Source organism: Prevotella sp. khp1 (assembly GCF_900102205.1).
Lineage (GTDB): Bacteria > Bacteroidota > Bacteroidia > Bacteroidales > Bacteroidaceae > Prevotella > Prevotella ruminicola.
The window spans coordinates 146,916-165,342 of the sequence record NZ_FNJZ01000001.1; the positions used below are offsets into that span (position 1 = coordinate 146,916).

Annotated in this window: 15 protein-coding genes, 3 tRNA genes and 2 pseudogenes; all 20 read left to right on the top strand. The window is 43.0% G+C overall.

The window, feature by feature from the left end; genetic code table 11:
* Window positions 1–64 precede the first annotated feature (64 nt).
* Window positions 65–1,525: an aminoacyl-histidine dipeptidase gene (locus tag BLR73_RS00660; RefSeq protein WP_073042336.1), complete on the top strand. Its 1,461-nt coding sequence runs from the start codon at window positions 65–67 to the stop codon at window positions 1,523–1,525.
* Complete coding sequence (locus BLR73_RS00665; protein WP_041385641.1) at window positions 1,522–1,890, top strand: hypothetical protein; 369 nt, start codon at window positions 1,522–1,524, stop codon at window positions 1,888–1,890. Before BLR73_RS00660 ends, BLR73_RS00665 begins: the two co-directional genes overlap by 4 nt.
* A 108-nt stretch (window positions 1,891–1,998) precedes the next feature.
* A tRNA-Ser gene (locus tag BLR73_RS00670) sits at window positions 1,999–2,085 on the top strand.
* A gap of 34 nt (window positions 2,086–2,119) precedes the next feature.
* Window positions 2,120–2,191 (top strand) — tRNA-Glu (locus tag BLR73_RS00675).
* A gap of 38 nt (window positions 2,192–2,229) precedes the next feature.
* A tRNA-Glu gene (locus tag BLR73_RS00680) sits at window positions 2,230–2,301 on the top strand.
* A gap of 68 nt (window positions 2,302–2,369) precedes the next feature.
* On the top strand, window positions 2,370–2,711 hold the full coding sequence (locus BLR73_RS00685) for a hypothetical protein (RefSeq protein ID WP_091857933.1): 342 nt from the start codon (window positions 2,370–2,372) through the stop codon (window positions 2,709–2,711).
* A gap of 170 nt (window positions 2,712–2,881) precedes the next feature.
* Window positions 2,882–4,189 carry a hypothetical protein gene (locus BLR73_RS00690; RefSeq protein ID WP_091857936.1) on the top strand — a complete coding sequence of 436 codons (1,308 nt, stop codon included), beginning with the start codon at window positions 2,882–2,884 and terminating at the stop codon, window positions 4,187–4,189.
* A gap of 10 nt (window positions 4,190–4,199) precedes the next feature.
* Window positions 4,200–5,744 (top strand): DUF2779 domain-containing protein, encoded by a 1,545-nt coding sequence (locus BLR73_RS00695; protein WP_091860029.1) that lies wholly within the window; start codon window positions 4,200–4,202, stop codon window positions 5,742–5,744.
* Window positions 5,745–5,830: 86 nt separating this feature from the next.
* The gene (locus BLR73_RS00700) at window positions 5,831–6,052 is read left to right on the top strand and encodes a hypothetical protein (protein WP_091857941.1); all 222 of its coding nucleotides are present in this window, start codon (window positions 5,831–5,833) and stop codon (window positions 6,050–6,052) included.
* Window positions 6,053–6,172: 120 nt separating this feature from the next.
* The gene (locus BLR73_RS00705; protein ID WP_091857944.1) at window positions 6,173–6,490 is read left to right on the top strand and encodes a hypothetical protein; all 318 of its coding nucleotides are present in this window, start codon (window positions 6,173–6,175) and stop codon (window positions 6,488–6,490) included.
* Between the two features lie 146 nt (window positions 6,491–6,636).
* Window positions 6,637–8,475, top strand: a complete 1,839-nt coding sequence (locus BLR73_RS00710) for an AAA family ATPase (protein ID WP_091857947.1) — start codon at window positions 6,637–6,639, stop codon at window positions 8,473–8,475.
* Window positions 8,476–8,501: 26 nt separating this feature from the next.
* Window positions 8,502–10,010, top strand: coding sequence for a 5-methylcytosine restriction system specificity protein McrC (locus BLR73_RS00715; protein WP_091857950.1), 1,509 nt, complete (start codon window positions 8,502–8,504; stop codon window positions 10,008–10,010).
* Between the two features lie 75 nt (window positions 10,011–10,085).
* Window positions 10,086–10,445, top strand: a pseudogene (locus tag BLR73_RS14660) (2-C-methyl-D-erythritol 4-phosphate cytidylyltransferase); the annotation flags it as partial.
* Window positions 10,446–10,481: 36 nt separating this feature from the next.
* A pseudogene (locus tag BLR73_RS14665) lies at window positions 10,482–10,826 on the top strand (sigma-70 family RNA polymerase sigma factor); the annotation flags it as partial.
* A gap of 14 nt (window positions 10,827–10,840) precedes the next feature.
* Entirely contained in the window at window positions 10,841–12,112 is a 1,272-nt protein-coding gene (locus BLR73_RS00725) for a hypothetical protein (protein WP_091857953.1), read from the top strand.
* A gap of 202 nt (window positions 12,113–12,314) precedes the next feature.
* Entirely contained in the window at window positions 12,315–13,196 is an 882-nt protein-coding gene (locus BLR73_RS00730) for a sigma factor (protein WP_091857956.1), read from the top strand.
* Window positions 13,174–14,817, top strand: coding sequence for an ATP-binding protein (locus BLR73_RS00735; protein WP_091857959.1), 1,644 nt, complete (start codon window positions 13,174–13,176; stop codon window positions 14,815–14,817). Before BLR73_RS00730 ends, BLR73_RS00735 begins: the two co-directional genes overlap by 23 nt.
* A 39-nt stretch (window positions 14,818–14,856) precedes the next feature.
* Window positions 14,857–16,413, top strand: coding sequence for an AAA family ATPase (locus BLR73_RS00740; protein WP_176763578.1), 1,557 nt, complete (start codon window positions 14,857–14,859; stop codon window positions 16,411–16,413).
* Window positions 16,410–17,768: a vWA domain-containing protein gene (locus tag BLR73_RS00745; RefSeq protein ID WP_091857967.1), complete on the top strand. Its 1,359-nt coding sequence runs from the start codon at window positions 16,410–16,412 to the stop codon at window positions 17,766–17,768. The genes BLR73_RS00740 and BLR73_RS00745 overlap by 4 nt, the downstream gene beginning before the upstream one ends.
* Window positions 17,750–18,376, top strand: coding sequence for a M48 metallopeptidase family protein (locus tag BLR73_RS00750; protein WP_091857968.1), 627 nt, complete (start codon window positions 17,750–17,752; stop codon window positions 18,374–18,376). The genes BLR73_RS00745 and BLR73_RS00750 overlap by 19 nt, the downstream gene beginning before the upstream one ends.
* Window positions 18,377–18,427 lie beyond the last annotated feature (51 nt).

Consider the following 18,427-nt stretch of genomic DNA (forward strand, 5'->3'; position numbering starts at 1 on the left):
TTATATCTTTGCGGCTGCAAAGTTAAGCATTTTATAGCGAAATCAAACAAAAAAAGCATTAATAATGAATAAAAACGATTTAAAACCTGCAGTTGTGTTCGCAGAATTTGCGAAGATTAACGAAATTCCGCGTCCATCTAAGCGCGAAGAGAAGATGATCGAGTATCTGAAATCATGGGGCGAGAGCCACAATCTGGATACAAAAGTTGACGAAACCGGTAATGTGATTATACGTAAACCCGCCACCAAGGGTATGGAAAACTGCAAGACCGTTATTCTGCAGAGCCATATGGATATGGTGTGCGATAAGCTGGTTGATGTAGAGTTCGATTTCGATAAGGACGCCATCAAGACCTATGTAGATGGTGAGTGGCTCACAGCCGAGGGAACCACACTGGGTGCCGACGACGGTATCGGTTGTGCCATTGAGCTGGCCATCCTGGCATCAGATGATATCCAGCATGGTCCTATCGAGTGCGTGTTCACTCGCGACGAGGAGACTGGCTTGAGCGGTGCCGAGGGCATGAAGGCTGGTTTCATGACTGGCGATTACCTCATCAACCTCGACTCTGAGGACGAGGGCGAAATCTTCGTATCATGCGCCGGTGGTCGTAACACCACAGCCAAGTTCACTTTCCAGCGCCAGCAGGCAGCCGAGGGTAGCTTCTTCATGAAAGCCCAGCTCAAGGGCCTGGTTGGTGGTCACTCAGGTGATGATATCAACAAGAAGCGCGCTAACGCCATCAAGATCCTCGCTCGTTTCCTGTATCAGGAGATGAACCGTTACGAGGGCATCCAGCTGGCTCAGTTCCATAGTGGTAAGCTGCATAACGCCATCCCACGCGATGGTCAGTTCGTGATTGCCGTACCTCACGATGTAAAGGAGAACGTAAAGGCCGACTGGAATGTATTTGCAGCCGAGGTTGAGGACGAATTCCATGTTACCGACACCCAGATGGTTTGGAGTATGGAGAGCACCGATGCCGAGCCTGTTATCGACCCTGCTGTAGCCAAGAACTTTGTTTGGGCTGTCCAGGCTGTTGATAATGGCGTCTACGCCATCTGTCAGGACGAGGAACTCGGCGGTATGGTCGAGACCTCTTCAAACATCGCCAGCATCCACTCTTCCGAGAATGCCATCGAGATTCTGTCAAGCCAGCGCAGTAACGTCATGTCAAACCTCGACAATATGTGTGCCACCATCCGTGCCGCTTTCCAGTTGGCAGGTGCCGAGGCTACATCGGGCGACGGCTATCCCGCTTGGAAGATGAAGGCCAACTCTGAGCTTCAGAAGATTGTTCGCGAGAGTTACGTAAAACTGTTCGGTAAGGAGCCCGTGGTACGTGGTATCCACGCTGGTTTGGAGTGCGGTCTGTTCTCAGAGCGCTATCCACAGTTGGATATGGTAAGCTTCGGTCCCACATTGCGCTATGTGCATACCCCCGACGAGCGTCTGCTCATTCCAACCGTACAGATGGTATGGGATCATCTGCTTGATGTACTTAAAAACATTCCGCAGAAATGATGCATACGCGCGCGTACATTATAAATATAACCCTTTGCTTGGGTGGGCTGCTTTTCGCTTCGTGCGGAAAGCAGTACACCGCCGAGCAGACGGTGAAGGATTTTGTGGCCGAGAATATGCAGGATGGGGTAGAGACCTCGGGTGTTGATTTTGCCGATTTGGGCACCACACGTCACATTAACGACACACTTGTGGCAAAAATGCGAAAAAATGGTGCACCCTTGTTCAAAAGCGGCATTCAGTATGCTCAAGCACCCGCTGGCGATCTGTTCTATCTGAGAATGAGATACTTATATCAGGGTGACACATTGCAGAATACCTTTTATCTCGACTCAACGCTTACTCAAGTGGTAGCTTTCAAATAACTTTTTCGAAAAAAAGTCGAATAAAAATTTGGAGGATTCAAAAAATAGTCGTACCTTTGCACCCGCAATCGAGGAGATGCCCCAAGGTTTGGTACTCTAAGGTCCTTTGGAAGGATGGGTGAGTGGCTGAAACCAGCAGTTTGCTAAACTGCCGTACGGGTTCCCGTACCGGGGGTTCGAATCCCCCTCCTTCCGCCTCAGGAAGTCTCCACGAGAGCGTGTCGATGTTGGTCGATTCATCTAATGGTTAGGATACAAGATTCTCAATCTTGGCATAGGGGTTCGATTCCCCTATCGACTACAACATTTTTGACATTCTGGTCGATAATTTGACATGCTGGTCGATTCATCTAATGGTTAGGATACAAGATTCTCAATCTTGGCATAGGGGTTCGATTCCCCTATCGACTACAAAAAATCAAATCCTCTGCAATCACATTGATTTGCAGAGGATTTTTCTTTTCAAGGGCGTTAATTAGGTGTTAATCTCAGACGTTAGCAATGTAAAACGACTGCAAAAACCTGACAAAATCTATCTGGAGAACACCAACATGCTGCATGCCCTCGCGACCACACAGGTTAACGAAGGCACTGAGCGAGAGGTCTTTTTCATTAAACAGCTGTCAGCAGCCCATGTGGTGGAATACAGCAAGACATCTGCCGACTTTACCATCGATCATCAATACACGATTGAGGTTGGCGGGCGTTCGAAGGACGGCAAGCAGATTGCCGGCGTTGCCAATAGCTTCATCGCCTCAGCCAACGAGGAGTATGTGCTGGGGAACAAGATTCCCATCTGGCTTTTCGGTTTTTTGTATTAGCATAGCGTGAGCAGTTTCGAGTTTTCGTGGCACAATAATAGTAACTTTTCTGCTAAAATACGTTACCTTTATTATATGTTAAATAAAATGAAATTGCCTCTGTTTGTTGAATTTTTCATGGAAAAAGACTATATTTGCAGTTGCAATATAAATTGAACAAATAAGACATTATGATAACAGAAGGAATACATCTTTTCAAGACAGCGTTTAAGAACACGCGACGTCAGATTTTCGTATCTGGCATTTTCCTGGTAGCAATAACTGGTGTACTAACCGTCATCCTGTATCTGGCAGAAAGCCGGGTGGATCCTGAATTTAGTTTCTGGGATGCATTCATCTGGCCGTACGAGAAATATCTTGGTGACCCTGGTAAAATCGTTGACGAGCCCTTGATATCTCCGATTGGCAAATTTATCGCTACACTTGTGGGTATCATGGGGGTTGCAATCTTTGCTGTACCTGCCGGCCTTATTGGTTCTGGACTAACGGATGCGATGGACGAGGAAAAGCGCGAGAAGGAATTGGACGAATATAGAGTTCGTATTCGGAAATCCTTCCGCAGGGTACTCAACAAAGAGACACAGTATCGTGTGGCTCCTCGCAGAGTGCCTGTTATATCGCTTCAGGCAAAAAAAGGCATGTCGGAAAAGGATATTATAGATACCGTTTCAAAGTTTAAGGAGTTCCGACTCCGAAACCTTGCGGCATCACAAGTGGCCAGTGAGCATCCACAAGATCGTCTGGTCATAGAGATACTTCCATTAGACGAGCAGACCGTGGATGGCTATACCATTGAACATACCGATTATGGCATCAAGATTAATCGTGGTTCCAACGTCACAATTATCACTCCGAGTGCAGCCAGTGAGAATAGTATTGGTCATGTAGGTTATTATTTGGCACAGTTTGGTGGCTTCAACTATGTCAGTCGAGAGTTTGTTACAGATGTGGATGAACCTGTAAGTTATTACAAAATTGATGGTGAAAAAAATGAATGGGAAAAGCCGCTTCAGGCATTTGTTGAAGACATAATGAAACTGTCAAAAGACAGCTCGCATTGGAATATCATCCTCGTCTCCTCAGACAATGTCTATGAGACGCAATTCCATTTTGTACATAGTGCCAACGAAAAGACAGGATTGTCACATACAACGCTTGAAGATTACAAGCTTCTGGAGTTATATGCTGTTTTTTCTGAAAAGATGAAAACAGAGTATGAGTACTTGTCTGATATGGATGAGACTTACAGACCCGTAGGGAAAAAGAATATAGGGGTGATAACAGGAGGAGGCACTAAGAACAATGCCTTCACCTTACGCATTTCGTATAGTGTCACAACATGGTCGTCTTCGAGTGCTCCCGTCATTGTAGATATGGCAAAGGTTATCAAACAATATCTAGAAAAGCCTGAGCGAAATACCTTTGAAGATAATCCTTCATGGAAGGATACAGGCTGTGGATATGGAACCAATAAATAACAATAAGATTATGAAAGGATTATCAAAATCACGTTACACCGCGTTCTGCCAGTGCCCGAAGAACCTCTGGCTGAAGGTTTATAAGCCCGAGGAGGCTCCCGTTGACGAAGGCCTGCAGGCACGTTTTGAACAAGGAAACATAGTGGGCGATCTTGCTATGCAACTCTTTGGTGACTATAAGGAGGCCAATGCAAAGAAGCCTGACGGCAGTCTCGACCTTGGCATGATGGTGGAGCAGACTCGCCAATGGATGCAGGAAGGTGTAGAGAACATCTGTGAGGCATCATTTGCTCTCGAAGGTCACTATTGTGCTGTCGATATCCTGCGAAAGACAAAAGATGGGTGGGCTATCTACGAGGTGAAGAGTAGTAGTTTCCCAGAGTTCAATGGACAGGAAGCCAAATTGGAGAAGTATGCGCCAGACATTGCTTACCAAAAATGGGTGCTTACGCAGTGTGGTGTCAACGTGACGGGTACTTATCTCGTCTGCCTCAACAGCGACTATGTGCGTCAAGGTGAACTCGATATTCAACAATTATTTGTTCTTAATGATTTCAAGGTGTTGGTGGATAATGAGTATCTGAAAGTTCCTGCCCGCGTCAGTCAGGCTTTGAAGGTCATTAATAGCGAGCAGGAGCCAGACCTTGACCTGTCAGAATGCTGTATGAAACCCTACGGCTGCGCCTTCCTCGACTATTGTAAGCGACAGCATGGGGTACCTACAACCTCTGTCTTCGATATCTATGGAGGTAAGGGGCGTGGAGCCTTTACGTTCAGGAAGAAACTGGACTACTACCATCAAGGCCTTATCAATTTTGAGAACTTGCGCTCGACGGACATCGGTCTCATACAGAATATGCAGATAGAAGCTGCTTTGACTGGTAAAGAGTTCATCAATCCCGATGGCATTCGCAAGTTCTTGGAAAAGATTACCTATCCCATCTATTTCCTCGACTTCGAGACAATGCAGGATGCAGTACCGCAGTATGATGGTGCGAAGGTTTATGCACAAATCACCTTCCAGTACTCGCTTCATATCAAAGTTAGTGCCGATGCTCCTTACGACCACAAAGAGTATTTGGCTCCTAGTGATGGAAGTGACCCTCGTCGCAAGTTAGCTGAAAGTTTATGTAAACACATTCCCATGGATGTTTGTACGCTGGCCTATAATAAGATGTTCGAATGTGGACGCATTCTTGAATTGGCTAAGCTCTATCCCGACCTGAGTGATCACTTGACGAATATCGCTGAGCATATCATCGACCTCATTGACCCTTTCCGTGCTGGCGACTACTATGTGTCTGCTATGGGAGGCTCGTTCTCCATCAAGAGTGTGCTGCCAGCCCTCTTCCCTGATGATGACGAGTTGAATTATCATAACCTTGATGATCGTTGTCAGAACGGAGGCGATGCAATGACTATCTTCCCCCGCATCAAGGACATGGAACCAGAAGAGGCCGAAGCCAGCCGCCAAGCCCTTCTCAACTACTGCAAACTTGACACATGGGCAATGGTAAAGGTATGGGAGAAACTCCGTGAAAAGGCGGGAAATTGACAAACAACAAAAAAAGTTGCCATGTTTTTTGAATTTTTTGGCGAATGTGTCTATATTATGCACATCAAACTTTAAATTCAAAAGATATGGCAACAACAATTAAAACTAGTTCCAAAAACTACTTCAACAAAATCCAAAAGTACCTCTACAACAAAAGAGTCTTCTTCACCCCATCACTCGACCTTGGGGGCTATGCCCTAACCATCTTTGACCTCTCTGAAGTCGAGACCACCTCTCTCCTAAACAAAATGACCAAACACTTCCATCTCTCACCCAAAAAGCAGGAGCCATTGGCTCTTGCTGCCTAATATGGATGGACTATTATTGAAGCAAAGCAAATTATATCAATTATTTCACAGAATTGTTTTGTGGAATAATTCTTTTTTGTTATCTTTGCACTCAATGTGAAACTTAAAACGACTAAAGTCATGGCAACAAAATTGACAAGCGATGGTATGATTTCTGTTCCTAAATGGGAAGACCTTCTAGGAGTTGATGCGTATACTGTTTTTCAAAAATTAAGCAGTACCTGTCACTGCAAACTCATCAATGATAGTATTGGGATAAAAGGTTTTCGCCATTTAACGATGACAAACTCCATCTGGCGTATTGAAATGATTTGTGAGAGTAAAGATACTGAAGATGTTTTGGCCAAACGCATCGCTCCTTCGGAAACGGATTGGTTGGTGATCGATATCTTTCTCTACCATAAGAGAAAAGATGATGCAGAGTTTCCCTATAAATAAATCTTTATTGTCAGCATAGTCGTCCCGAGCCAAATACTCCACCGGCAAGCTGTTTTGCGAGTATGATGATTTTTTAAAGGGATAGATTAGAAAAATAACTATAATATTATAAACCTCGCGATGTATAGGGAATCGTGGATACAGAGATGGTTACAGATAATCACACAAAGAATGCACAAGCACAAAGCAATCCAAAGGAAATACAATTATTTAACAAGTTTGTTGATACATTTATTGTCAATAGGACATCGTTGATTGATACCCAGAAACAGTTTAACGATCAAGACATTGCCTCTTGTCTTGAAAAACTGAAAGATCTGCGGAGGATGAACAAAAAAGATGGTAATGATAATGAATCTTTAGAATATGTTTTAGAGAAAGAGAATACGCAATCTCGGATATATGAATTGCTCTGGCATTGTTATTATATCATGTATTTGATGGGTGAGACTGCAAATACATTCTTTGAGAAAACTGTGGATAACAGAGACTTGTTCGTAGAGAAAGGAAAAGGTGTGGCATCCACTAATCAAGCATACAACAAAGAAGCAATTCGCCCTTTTCGAACTTTACTCGGTATTTTCAAAAAACTATGGAACAATGAAAACAAGGAAATAGGATTAGTAAAAAAAACAATTGTGAATCTTTTGCCAAAGACTCTAAATGATCAGAATGCTGAGATTGATGACAGAATAAAAAATATCCTTTTGTATCTGTGCGTCCCAGACAAATATGTACCAATTGTTTCTCAGGATCATAAAAGAAATATTTGGAATAATTTGTGCTTCTTAGTAGGAAAGGAAAAGAATGGTTATAATGAAGACGGTTTTATCGAACTATTAGGAGAAATAAAGAAAATTAAAAATGTGGGTGATGATGAGAAAAAGAAAGAAGCTGATAATCTTCATGGTTTCTACTATAAATCCATCAGACCTTTTTGGGATACCCCCAAAATGTCAACTAAAGCAGATGATGAAGGAGGCCTACCTCTGAAAACTTTGTTGACATTCAAAAAAGCTATTGTGCTTTATGGCCCTCCAGGAACCAGCAAGACATATACTGCAAGAGAATTGGCAAAGAATGTGATAAGTGCTGCATTTGCTGAGAATTTGAAAAAAGAAAAGGAAAAAAAACAGGAACTGTTTACGAAGTTCATTGAGAAAGAGAACCAGATATTTGGTGAAACAGAAAATCATCAGGAAGGACAACCGTTAAGTCACATTCATCGCCTACAACTCCATCCGAACTATACATACGACGATTTTATTATCGGAAAAACTATCGAAAATCATGGTGTTACGACTAAACTTGGATATCTTTTAAGATTAATAAAAGATATTAGTGAAGATAAAAGTGAATTTAAAAAATTGCCGCATATTGTCATCCTTGATGAGATAAATCGCGTAGACATTTCGCGAGTGTTTGGTGAATTATTCACAGCAATGGAACCTGGATACAGGAAAGAAGGTGTAGAACTTTTTTTGACAGAAAACGATACTCAACCACAGCGTCTGAAAGTTCCTGAAAATATGTATTTCATTGGAACGATGAACATGATTGACTTTTCTTTGGAACAAGTTGATTTCGCATTGCGAAGACGTTTTGCGTGGGTTGAAAGTAACTATGATGATGGTAGATTGAAAGATATTATTGATTATAAAATTACGCAGGAAGGTCTTGATGGCTCAATCAAAGATGAAGATGTCAGGAGTTATATAAACAGATGTACGTCGCTAAATAATCTTATTTCAAAGGAGAATAGTCTTGGCGACGCATATAAGATCGGTCATGCTTTCTTTGCAGAGATTGTCGATATCTATAAAGAGATTGGTGCAACTGACAAATGGAACGCATCTATAGAGTTCTTGTGGCATATTAGTGTGAAACCAACGATAACCGCTTATTGTGGTTCAATGGACTCAAATATGGTAGAAGATTTCATTAAAAAATGTCACGATGTATTTAAGAAAACTGATAAATTATAAGGTGCAGAAGTGAAGCAATTGCCCAGATGAAACCAATTGAAGCAAGAGACTGTCTTCCGTTCGACAGTTGGAAAGACTGGAAAGAATCAGATAAAAGAAAGGCAGATGAAGCCATAAGAAAGCTTTGTGAGTATTTTGAAAATACGAATGAAGTGAGTGAGGACGATGATGACAAAATCGTTTCACTGCAGACTGTGCACTTTCGTTATGACAATGACGAACAAGCAACTGTTCAGACGAGATGGTGGGCTGGAAGATACATAGGATTGGCTAAAATTTCCGTTAATACGTCTTTTCAAGCTGAAGTTTCTATTCGTCCGCGTTTTGGCGAGAAATACTTATTGACTATTCTTGAAGACCTCTACAATATTAGAGTGGGCTCTCATGATGGTGATGTTAGTCCTCAATCGTCTGAATGGTTCTGTTCTCTGCTGAACATTCTACGTAGGAGGATGTGGGTTGACAAATGTGCAAGAGCCAACAGATATGGTCTTCCACGCAAAAATGTAAAAAGAGAATATCAAGGTGTTGCTTTACGAGGTGTATTGGATATAAGAGGAACTATCATGCCTTGGTTAACACAAAAAGAAGTCTGCACGAATATCTATGAAAAGACTTATGACGACAATATTTGCCGTATTGTTTATGAGGCACACCGGATTCTTTCAAAGAATGTTATTGAGAATAAATTGGGAAGACGCACGAATAAAAGTCAGCCCAACTTTGCTTTTTCTATGCCCCCGACAGTACAAGATACCATTAATGCATTGAACAGCCAATACAAAGGAACGGCATTCAATTTGACAGAGGTAGAGTATAAGCGGATTCGTTATAATAGCATCTACGTAAACTGGAAACCTTTGGTAGACTTTTCGTGGGATGTCATTCGCAATACTCAGCTAGGCTACAAATCGTCAGACAATCAGACACAGTGTATATTTATTGATATGGCTGAAATATGGGAATCCTTTCTGCGTAAGAAGTTAGGTGAAGGCTTTTCCGATGATGGTTGGCGAGTTCTCTCGGTTGAAGAATGTCGCTATAGAATATATAAAGGCAAATTCTATTCACGAGATATAATTCCAGACATTATTCTTACAAGACAGAATAGACGGGGAGAGAAAGAGTATATGGTCTTCGATGCCAAATATAAACGCATGAGAGCCAATGTGGGTAAAGGGTATGATGTTGATCGTTCTGACTTCTTTCAAATACATACTTATATTAATTATGTGGAACATCATTTAGGACATGTTGTTATTGGAGGACTATTATATCCTCTGACGAAGAAAGTTCAAACTGAGGATGGCAGTGAAATTGGAATTATTATTGATGAAAATAAGTTTCATTCTGAACATCTTTATGGATGGGAAGAACGGAATAAATCAAATGATACAAAATTCATTGTTGACGGAGTTTATTGTCCAGGAGGCGACAATGCAGAATCTAAAGCCTACGATGTTATCAAGAAAGATATGGAAGTAAATGTTAAGGCAATGATAGAACGAATAAAAAAAAGTTGCCCTGATTTTTGAATTTTTCTCCGAATGTTACTATATTATCTTCACAAACCAATAAAAAGAAGAAATATGAAGCGAGTATTTATTGACATGGACAATGTGCTGGTGGACTTCCAGTCGGGACTTGACCAAGTGAGTGAGGATGTTAAGGCAGAATATACAGGCCGTTTGGATGAGATTCCAGGCTTGTTCGCCAAGATGAAGCCGATGCCAGGTGCCATTGAGGCTGTGCATGAACTGCAGAAACGTTACGACCTGTTCATCCTCTCTACGGCACCTTGGAAGAACCCTTCGGCTTGGTCGGACAAGGTGGAGTGGGTGACGAAGTACCTTGATGACGTGTTCCATAAGAAGATGATCATCACCCACCGCAAGGACCTCTGTCTGGGTGACTATCTGATAGATGACCGAGGGAAGAACGGAACGAGTGAGTTCAGTGGCGAATGGATAGAGTTTGGTTCGGAGAAATTTCCTGATTGGGAGAGTGTGCTAAAATACTTAGAAAGCCAAAGATTAGATGAATATCTTGTGGAAATTGGTCGTACGGATTTGCTGACTCTGGAAGAAGAGGTGGCATTGAGTAAGGCTATACAGGAGAAAGGGTCCGACTGTGAAGAAGCGGAACGACTGGTAAAGTGCAATAGTCGATTCGTCATCAGTGTGGCCGCACAATATCAAAAGCAAGGGCTGACACTCGAGGAACTGATAGAGGCAGGAAATGAAGGACTGAAAAAGGCTGCTATGAAGTATGATGCCTCTCGCGGCTTCAAGTTCATCGCCTATGCCGTCTGGTGGATTCGCCAGAGCATTATTCAGGCAATCGAAGATAAAAAAGAAAAATAATTATGAGCAACAGTATAACTATTAGTCTGACGACTAAGCGGCGCGGAGACGCAGAGAAAATGGCTGCACGTGCAGCAGAACTTGTGAAGGAAAAGAACTGCGATTTGGAGTTCGAATTATTTGATGCTGACGATGGCAGTTGTTCTGGCATTGGAATAGCAGAGTTGTATGGAGAAGCCAGCGGCATCGTACAGCGTGTTGTTGAAGGTGTACTAGCATCCTTTCCAGACATCGAGATGCGCGAACAGGTCTCTGTAAATGGGGAACTCTACAAAGAATACATCTCTGAAAATGGCAAATTGGTGCAGGTGGAAATAATCGACGAAGAGGAGGCTCGCATCATGACTTTACGAAACTGTTCCGTAGAAGAGTTTAAAGAATTGCTTAGCAAAACTCGTCAGGGAGACTGGAACAGTCAATTCGACCTCATTGAAGCCTTGTTCTGGAGCGCGTATTTCGAACAGCGCTTTAGTCTGCTTCAGCCAGAGGACGAACAATGGCTGCGTCCGCTTGCCAAGAAGAATGACCCTAGAGCCATCACTCTGCTGTTGGTGGGTATGGAGAACCTGTACACTACATGGGACGAGGAGTTTACTGATGAAGATACTGGCGAACCGTGTACATTTACTCACGCAGAAAAGATAGATGGCAAGACGCTCTTCCGACGTAACGATGTGGAGGCACTTCGGATGCTGACGGATCTTTGCGAAGATTGGCAAATGACGGATCGCAGAGAACTGTTCAAGGCCGTCAATATCATTCGTTGTTGCACTGAGCAGAACTACACGATGATTCTCCACCGTCTGGCTGATGAAGGAAATGAAAAAGATGCGATGGCTGAACTGGCAGAGACCTATCGCTATGGCGACGAAAGCAATGGCATCTACATCAACCGCAGTTTAGCAAAAGAGTATTATGAGAAAATTGGTGAGCAATATAATCCTGCAGAAGACGATACTGAGGATTCGCCCGTTGAGACAGACTATACTTTGAAAGGCAATGCGGAGACATTGAAAGGTATTTGCGATACAATCAACAATCTGTGCCAGCGTTTTGGTACGCCCGACAATGAGTGCGGAATGTTTGTTCCCTTGCAGCCGCTTATGAAACTGTTAGTGGGTTCGAACGATGAAGCCTATCGCGGAAATGTTTTGAGTATGGAACAGAAGGACGTCAATACGCTCGTCTTGCATACAGAGTCAAACAATCCTGGGCCGCTTTATTATGCTTTGCGCCAGTGTTACGAGAATTTGAATGTGGAAATGAAATCATAACACATCAAACAAGAACCAGCTGTGGAAAGTTTCTTTTGAAACCGGAGGCTGGCTGGCATCCTTCTAATCCTGTAGTAGAAAGGTCTTGGGATGCCGTTTTTATTGCAAAATACAGGAAAGATTCAAAAAAGTTTCGTGCTTTTTTGAATTTTTTCTTTTATGTGCCTATTATTAAGTCATAACATTTAAAAATAGAAAAGTTATGGGTGAAAAATTAGAAAAGTATTTAATTGAGATTTGTAAGGCTCCACTTCTTAGTATCGAAGAGGAAATTGAGTTGTCAAAGGCTATACAGCAAAAGGGTGCTGACTGCGACGAGATGAAAAAGATGGTTAAATGCAACGAGCGTTTTGTGTTGAGTGTTGCCAGACAGTATCAAAACAGAGGCCTTTCGATTGAAGAGTTGATAAAGGCTGGTCGCGCTGGACTGGAGAAAGCCGCTTTGAAATTTGATGCAAGTCGTGGTTTCAAGTTCATCTCCTATGCCGTGTGGTGGATTCGCAGAGAGATTCTCATTGCCATTGAGAGTCCTGATGTCGATGTTATCAATCCTATTCATGACCCAGCAATTCTTCAAGAACTTTGTAATAATGGTAGTAAGAGTGCTGCCTTGAAGCTTGGCCAGATGTATGATAAAGGTGACGAGGAAAATGGTATCTTCAGAAATCCGGTGAAAGCCAGAAGATATTTTAAATTGGCTGGTAAGAAATATGAATACGTGCCAGAAGAGGAAGATCCGCATGAGGCCGACTATTTTCTGCGTGGCTCTGCTGAGGAACTCGTAGCCGTAAAGACACTCGTAGATGAGCTTGCCCAGAAATATGGTGAGCCTGCAAACGAACTTGGCCTTTATATCTCGATGAACATCCTGATGAAGACGCTTGTTGGTTCTCATTATTACGACGGTAATCTGCTAACAATGAACGCCGACGATCCAGAATGTATTGTGCTGCATGCTGAGGCCAACAGAGTGGAGCCCTTGCTTTATGCGCTGCGCCAGGCATTCCCAAATCTTGAAATCGAAGTAAAAGAAACCAAAACTGCGTTAATTCATAAAGTATATGGCAACAAGAATAAAAAGTAAGGATATGACGCTACTGCAGGCTATTGAGCGTGTGGTAGAATTGTCTGAGGACTCAAAGATGAGCAAGGAGTTTATTAAGAAGGCAAAAACAGAGATACAATTGCTGGCCAAGAGTTATGGCATCACGGAGCGCCAGGCTATACTATTCTGTATTTGTATGGAGAAAGGCCCTTGTCGTGTAGATTATAACGATTTGGCAAATCATCTGGATATGCATAAAATCAGCGTATTGAGTTATGCCAGTGATATCGATGCACTTGTGCGTCGCAGACTGCTGCGCTTTAGGGATGTGAGAGATGAAGACGACTTCGACATTCCCACAGTGGTGATACGTAGTCTGAAGCATAATGAGGTGTATCAGATTCCCGAACGTAAGGGGCTGGACTGTTCTGCGATGTTCGAACTGCTTGAACTGTGGTTTGAGGATTTGAGTGACGGAGCAATCTCTGCGCACGAACTCTGCGAGGAGTTGCAAACACTCTATCACGACAATCCTCAAGTGGGCTTTGTGAAACACCTGCAGGAACTCAATCTTAGTCCTAACGATCAGATGATGACGTCTTTCTTCTGTCATAAGCTGCTAAATGATGACGACGATGATATCCGTTTCAACCAGATTGAGGATCTGTTTGACAATAAAGGAGATTTTAATGCAGCAAAGGCAAAGCTTAGAAGGGGCGAGCACAGGTTGCAAACGAAAAAAGTGATTGAACATAGATGTGTAGATGGACTAGCTGATGTTACCAAGTATAAGCTTACGGATAGTGCCAAGCGCTCGCTGCTGGCTGAGATGAGTATTTGTGAAACAGAAGAGAAGTTGGCTGATCAGCTAGACTATAGCAGTCTGGCAGAGAAGCAACTGTACTTCCCCAAGGACATACAGCGACAGGTAGATGAATTGGGCAGTTTCTTGCAGTCAGAGAATTATCAGAAAATTCAGAATCGCATGAAGGAAAAGGGATTCCGAAATGGTTTTGCCTGTCTGTTTTATGGCTCACCTGGTACAGGTAAGACGGAGACTGTTTATCAGTTGGCGCGAAAGACGGGACGTAACATTATGGTGGTGGATGTGCCCCAACTAAAGAGTATGTGGGTAGGTCAGAGCGAGAAGAACGTAAAGGCGCTCTTTGACCGCTATCGCGAACAGGTGAAACGAGCCAAGGTGACGCCCATCCTGCTTTTCAACGAGGCCGACGCTATTATTGGCATCCGCAAGAACGGGGCATCGAGTGCTGTTGACAAAATGGAGAACTCCATCCAGAACATCATCCTCCAGGAGATGGAGAACCTTGATGGCATTATGATTGCAACCACCAACTTGGCTCAAAACATGGACAAAGCTTTCGAACGCCGATTCCTCTATAAGATTAAGTTCGAGAAACCCACCTTGGAGGCTCGCATGCACATCTGGCATGAGATGATTCCAGCGCTCTCAGAAAATGACATCAAGACACTGGCAGAGAAATACGAATTCAGTGGAGGCCAGATAGAGAATATCGCGCGCCATTATGCCATCAGTAACATCCTTTATGGTGATAAGACAAACAACATCGAAAGTCTTATGACCTACTGTGATAACGAGCGTCTCGAAACAAAACAAACCAGGAAAATAGGTTTTTAGTAATATCTTTGCGGGGAAAATAATGGAGAAGAAATGAAAATGGATATAGATCAGCATGTAAGGGAACTGTTAAAGGCTATGGGAGAGGGAGTGTATGAAAAAGAGCACATCCTGGCGATGTCGCTGCTGAGTGCTATGGCAGGTGAGAGCATTTTCCTGCTGGGGCCTCCAGGTACAGCCAAGAGTCTTGTGGCACGAAGGTTGAAAATGATTTTCAAGGATGGGCGGTCATTCGAGTATCTGATGTCTAGATTCAGTACACCAGACGAGATATTTGGTCCTGTGTCTATCTCACTCCTGAAAAGTGAAGACAGGTATGAACGAGTCGTTGATGGTTTCCTGCCTACAGCTACCGTAGTATTCCTCGATGAGATATGGAAAGCTGGCCCCTCCATTCAAAACGCTCTGCTGACAGCCATCAATGAGCGTATCTACCAGAACGGACGCACCACCCTGCAATTGCCTATGAAGGCTCTGATTGCAGCCAGTAATGAGTTGCCTGCAGAGAATGAGGGACTTGAAGCCTTATGGGATCGTTTCTTGGTGAGAATGGTGTCCAACTGTATTCAGAGCGAGAATGTATTCTATAAGATGATTCGTCAGAAGAACACCAAACCCAAGACTATTCCAGAATACCTGTTGATCACAGAGACGCAGTATGAGGAATGGCAGCAGAAGATTGAAGAGGTGGAAATCACCAACGAGGTGTGCGCTGTCATTACCCATATCAGGAAGAAGCTTAAAGCTGAAGCCAAGAAAGAAGATGTAGAAGAAATGGACTTTTATATTTCGGATCGCAGATGGAAGAAATGTGTTCATCTGCTGCAGGCCTCAGCATTCATGAATGGGCGCAGATGCGTAGATCTGACTGACATTCCCATTCTGATTCATTGTCTGTGGAACAAGTCGGATGTCATCCCCACCATCATTGATGCGGTTTGCTCCAGTCTGACAGCCCCCATAGACGAACGGATAGTCAAGCTGGGAAAGGCAATCGATATGGAACTCAAAAATGTGAGAAAAGCTCAGACGACTTCAAATGAGACAAACTCTGATGAGGACAAATATGTACTCGTCAACTTCTTCTATTATAATGTCTTGAAGTATCAGGCAGGAAAGACCTTGTTCTATAAGATGGATTATAGCCATGTGCCCTCAGGGAAAACCTGTGATGGAGTCATCTACTATGATGATGCCAAGAAATCATATATCATTCACGCTATTTATACAGGAGAATTATACGATTATAAAATCAAGAACACGAAGGAGACGAAAAGGATCAAACTCTCCAAATGTCATGGTGGAATCATCATTGACAATGTTCCTTACGCATTCCAGACCAAAAAGACTAATGCGGAGCCGTCGATTTTCAACATGCCTGGAAGCCCAAGTCCCAACAAGGCATTAGCAGCACTTGAAGAGATTAGAAATAGCCTCTTTACAAAGTTGTCTGACTTGCAAAGGTTGTTTAATTATTATCGAAACCTTTTCCTATCCGATGATGACATAAATATCGTGTCAAAATATCTCGCCCTATGCGAAAAGAACCTGAAAGAAATGGAGGTTAAAGCTCAAAACGCCAGTATGCTGTTATGACGAAAGATGAGGATATATCCCAAAGACTGAGTGCTTATGATGAAGCATTCGACTTCTATATGGATAGAGGCAGGATGCCAGATGCAGTGCCGCCGAATGATTTGCTTGGTGGTTTTATGCAACAGGCTATCAACGAGAACCCTCAGTTGGAGAGTCAGGATCCCCTATGGAAGGATATTATGAAAGAGGAAATCCTGAAGTTTATTGAGGCGATGCTGAAACTCTTCGAACCTGCTAAGAAACAATATCAGGAAGAGAAGACGCTTATCAGAGTTTTCTCCTTAGGGGGCATTGAGAAGAAAAGGGAATTGTGGTCCAAGGTATATGGCACCATCAAGCAACAATATAAGCCGGAAGAAGTGAATATCGATGGATATGTGCAGCAATTCAAGGAGTCGGCGCCTGAATCAGTGTTTGGACCGCTGATAAAGGATTGGGATACTGCCTGTGACAATCAGCTAAAAGAATATGAAGCTGCCTGTATCGAAAAAAACAAAACTTACTGGGAACAGAACATTCGGGAGCATGGGAATACAGACTATAAAGAGAGGAAGAAAATACAGAAGATGTTCTATAGTTATCCTCAGATGGTAGAGATAGTTAATATGATAGGCAGGGAAAAACCACAAAGAGAGGATGAGAAAGATGAAACCATCAGAAGATACCTCCCCTTATTGCCTTCGCCTCCAACTCCTGCCGTAGAAGTTGAAGAAATCACTAATGGTAACAACCTGCAACACTTATTACCCATTGAGACAGCAATCCTTGCAGCCCACGATACGGAAAGCCTGTTTTATTATAAATACGCCATGAGCCAACTACAACAGTTTGCCAACAAGCCAAAGTTGGAGCGTATCATGAAGGTGGAACAAACCAAGAAGAAGGAGCCGCGCTTGGAGAAGGGGCCTATCATAGTGAGCATCGACACCAGCGGATCTATGTATGGGCGACCTTTGGAGTTAGCCACCTGTCTGCTCAGACAATTATTGTTCATGGCAAAGAAACAAAAACGGAATTGTTTTCTGATTTCCTTTTCTGTGCGAGCCCAAAGTATAGACTTGGCAAAGCCTGGCGCATGGAAGAAATTGGAGTCTTTTCTTAAAGATCGATATACAGGTGGAACTGATGGCAATGAGATGCTGAGAGCTGGTATCCGAATGCTACAGACTAAGAACTACGCGATGGCAGATATGCTGATCATCAGCGATTTCATCTTTGAGCCACCAGTAGAGCATGTGAGAAAAATCATGGAAGAAGAGCATCAGAAAGGCACTCGTTTCTATGGCTTGCAGATAGGTAGAGATTATCATGAATATGATAAAATATTAGATAAAGTATGGCAGATAGAAAGATAGAACCGCTGTTCTGGATTAACCCGAACTTCAGGCTTCAATTTCCTTATTTCAGCATCAAGTGGTATCTGATTGATCATCAGGTGTTGGTTCAGGAGGCTATGCAAGGAGGCAGGGGCAAGATGGTGTATCAAACCCAAAAGAACCTCATGATGATGATGTTACGCGATAACCATTCCGGACTTGATTTGCTGTATTCAGAAAACACCCAGTTTGAGAACCTTAGACTACAGAGCTGGTTGCGTATCAACATACGAGACCAGATTGTCATTAGGGCAGAAGAGGTACTACCACAGCGATTCCATCAGATAGAGACCATTAAGCACATCAAAGCAAAAGGTGTCAGGGTTAAGAAATTGAGAAAGGGAGTCCTAGGGCAATGTAATTCTTTTAAAATCATCAGTCTGTCGCCTTTGCTGGTTATCTTTCCTACAGATTTTTTGGATATGGTTATCCTGCATGAGATGGCTCACCTAAAGTATATGCACCATAGAAAAACCTTCTGGGCATATCTGTCTCAACTCATTAACGATGATGCTAAACAACAGAATGAGTTAAGAAACGTCGTACTTTCAAAATACATTGGTCTCTATGAATTTCTGATGAAATAGAAGAAAGAACTAACCTCTGTCTCAATACGGCACACCCTTCTTGTATCTTTG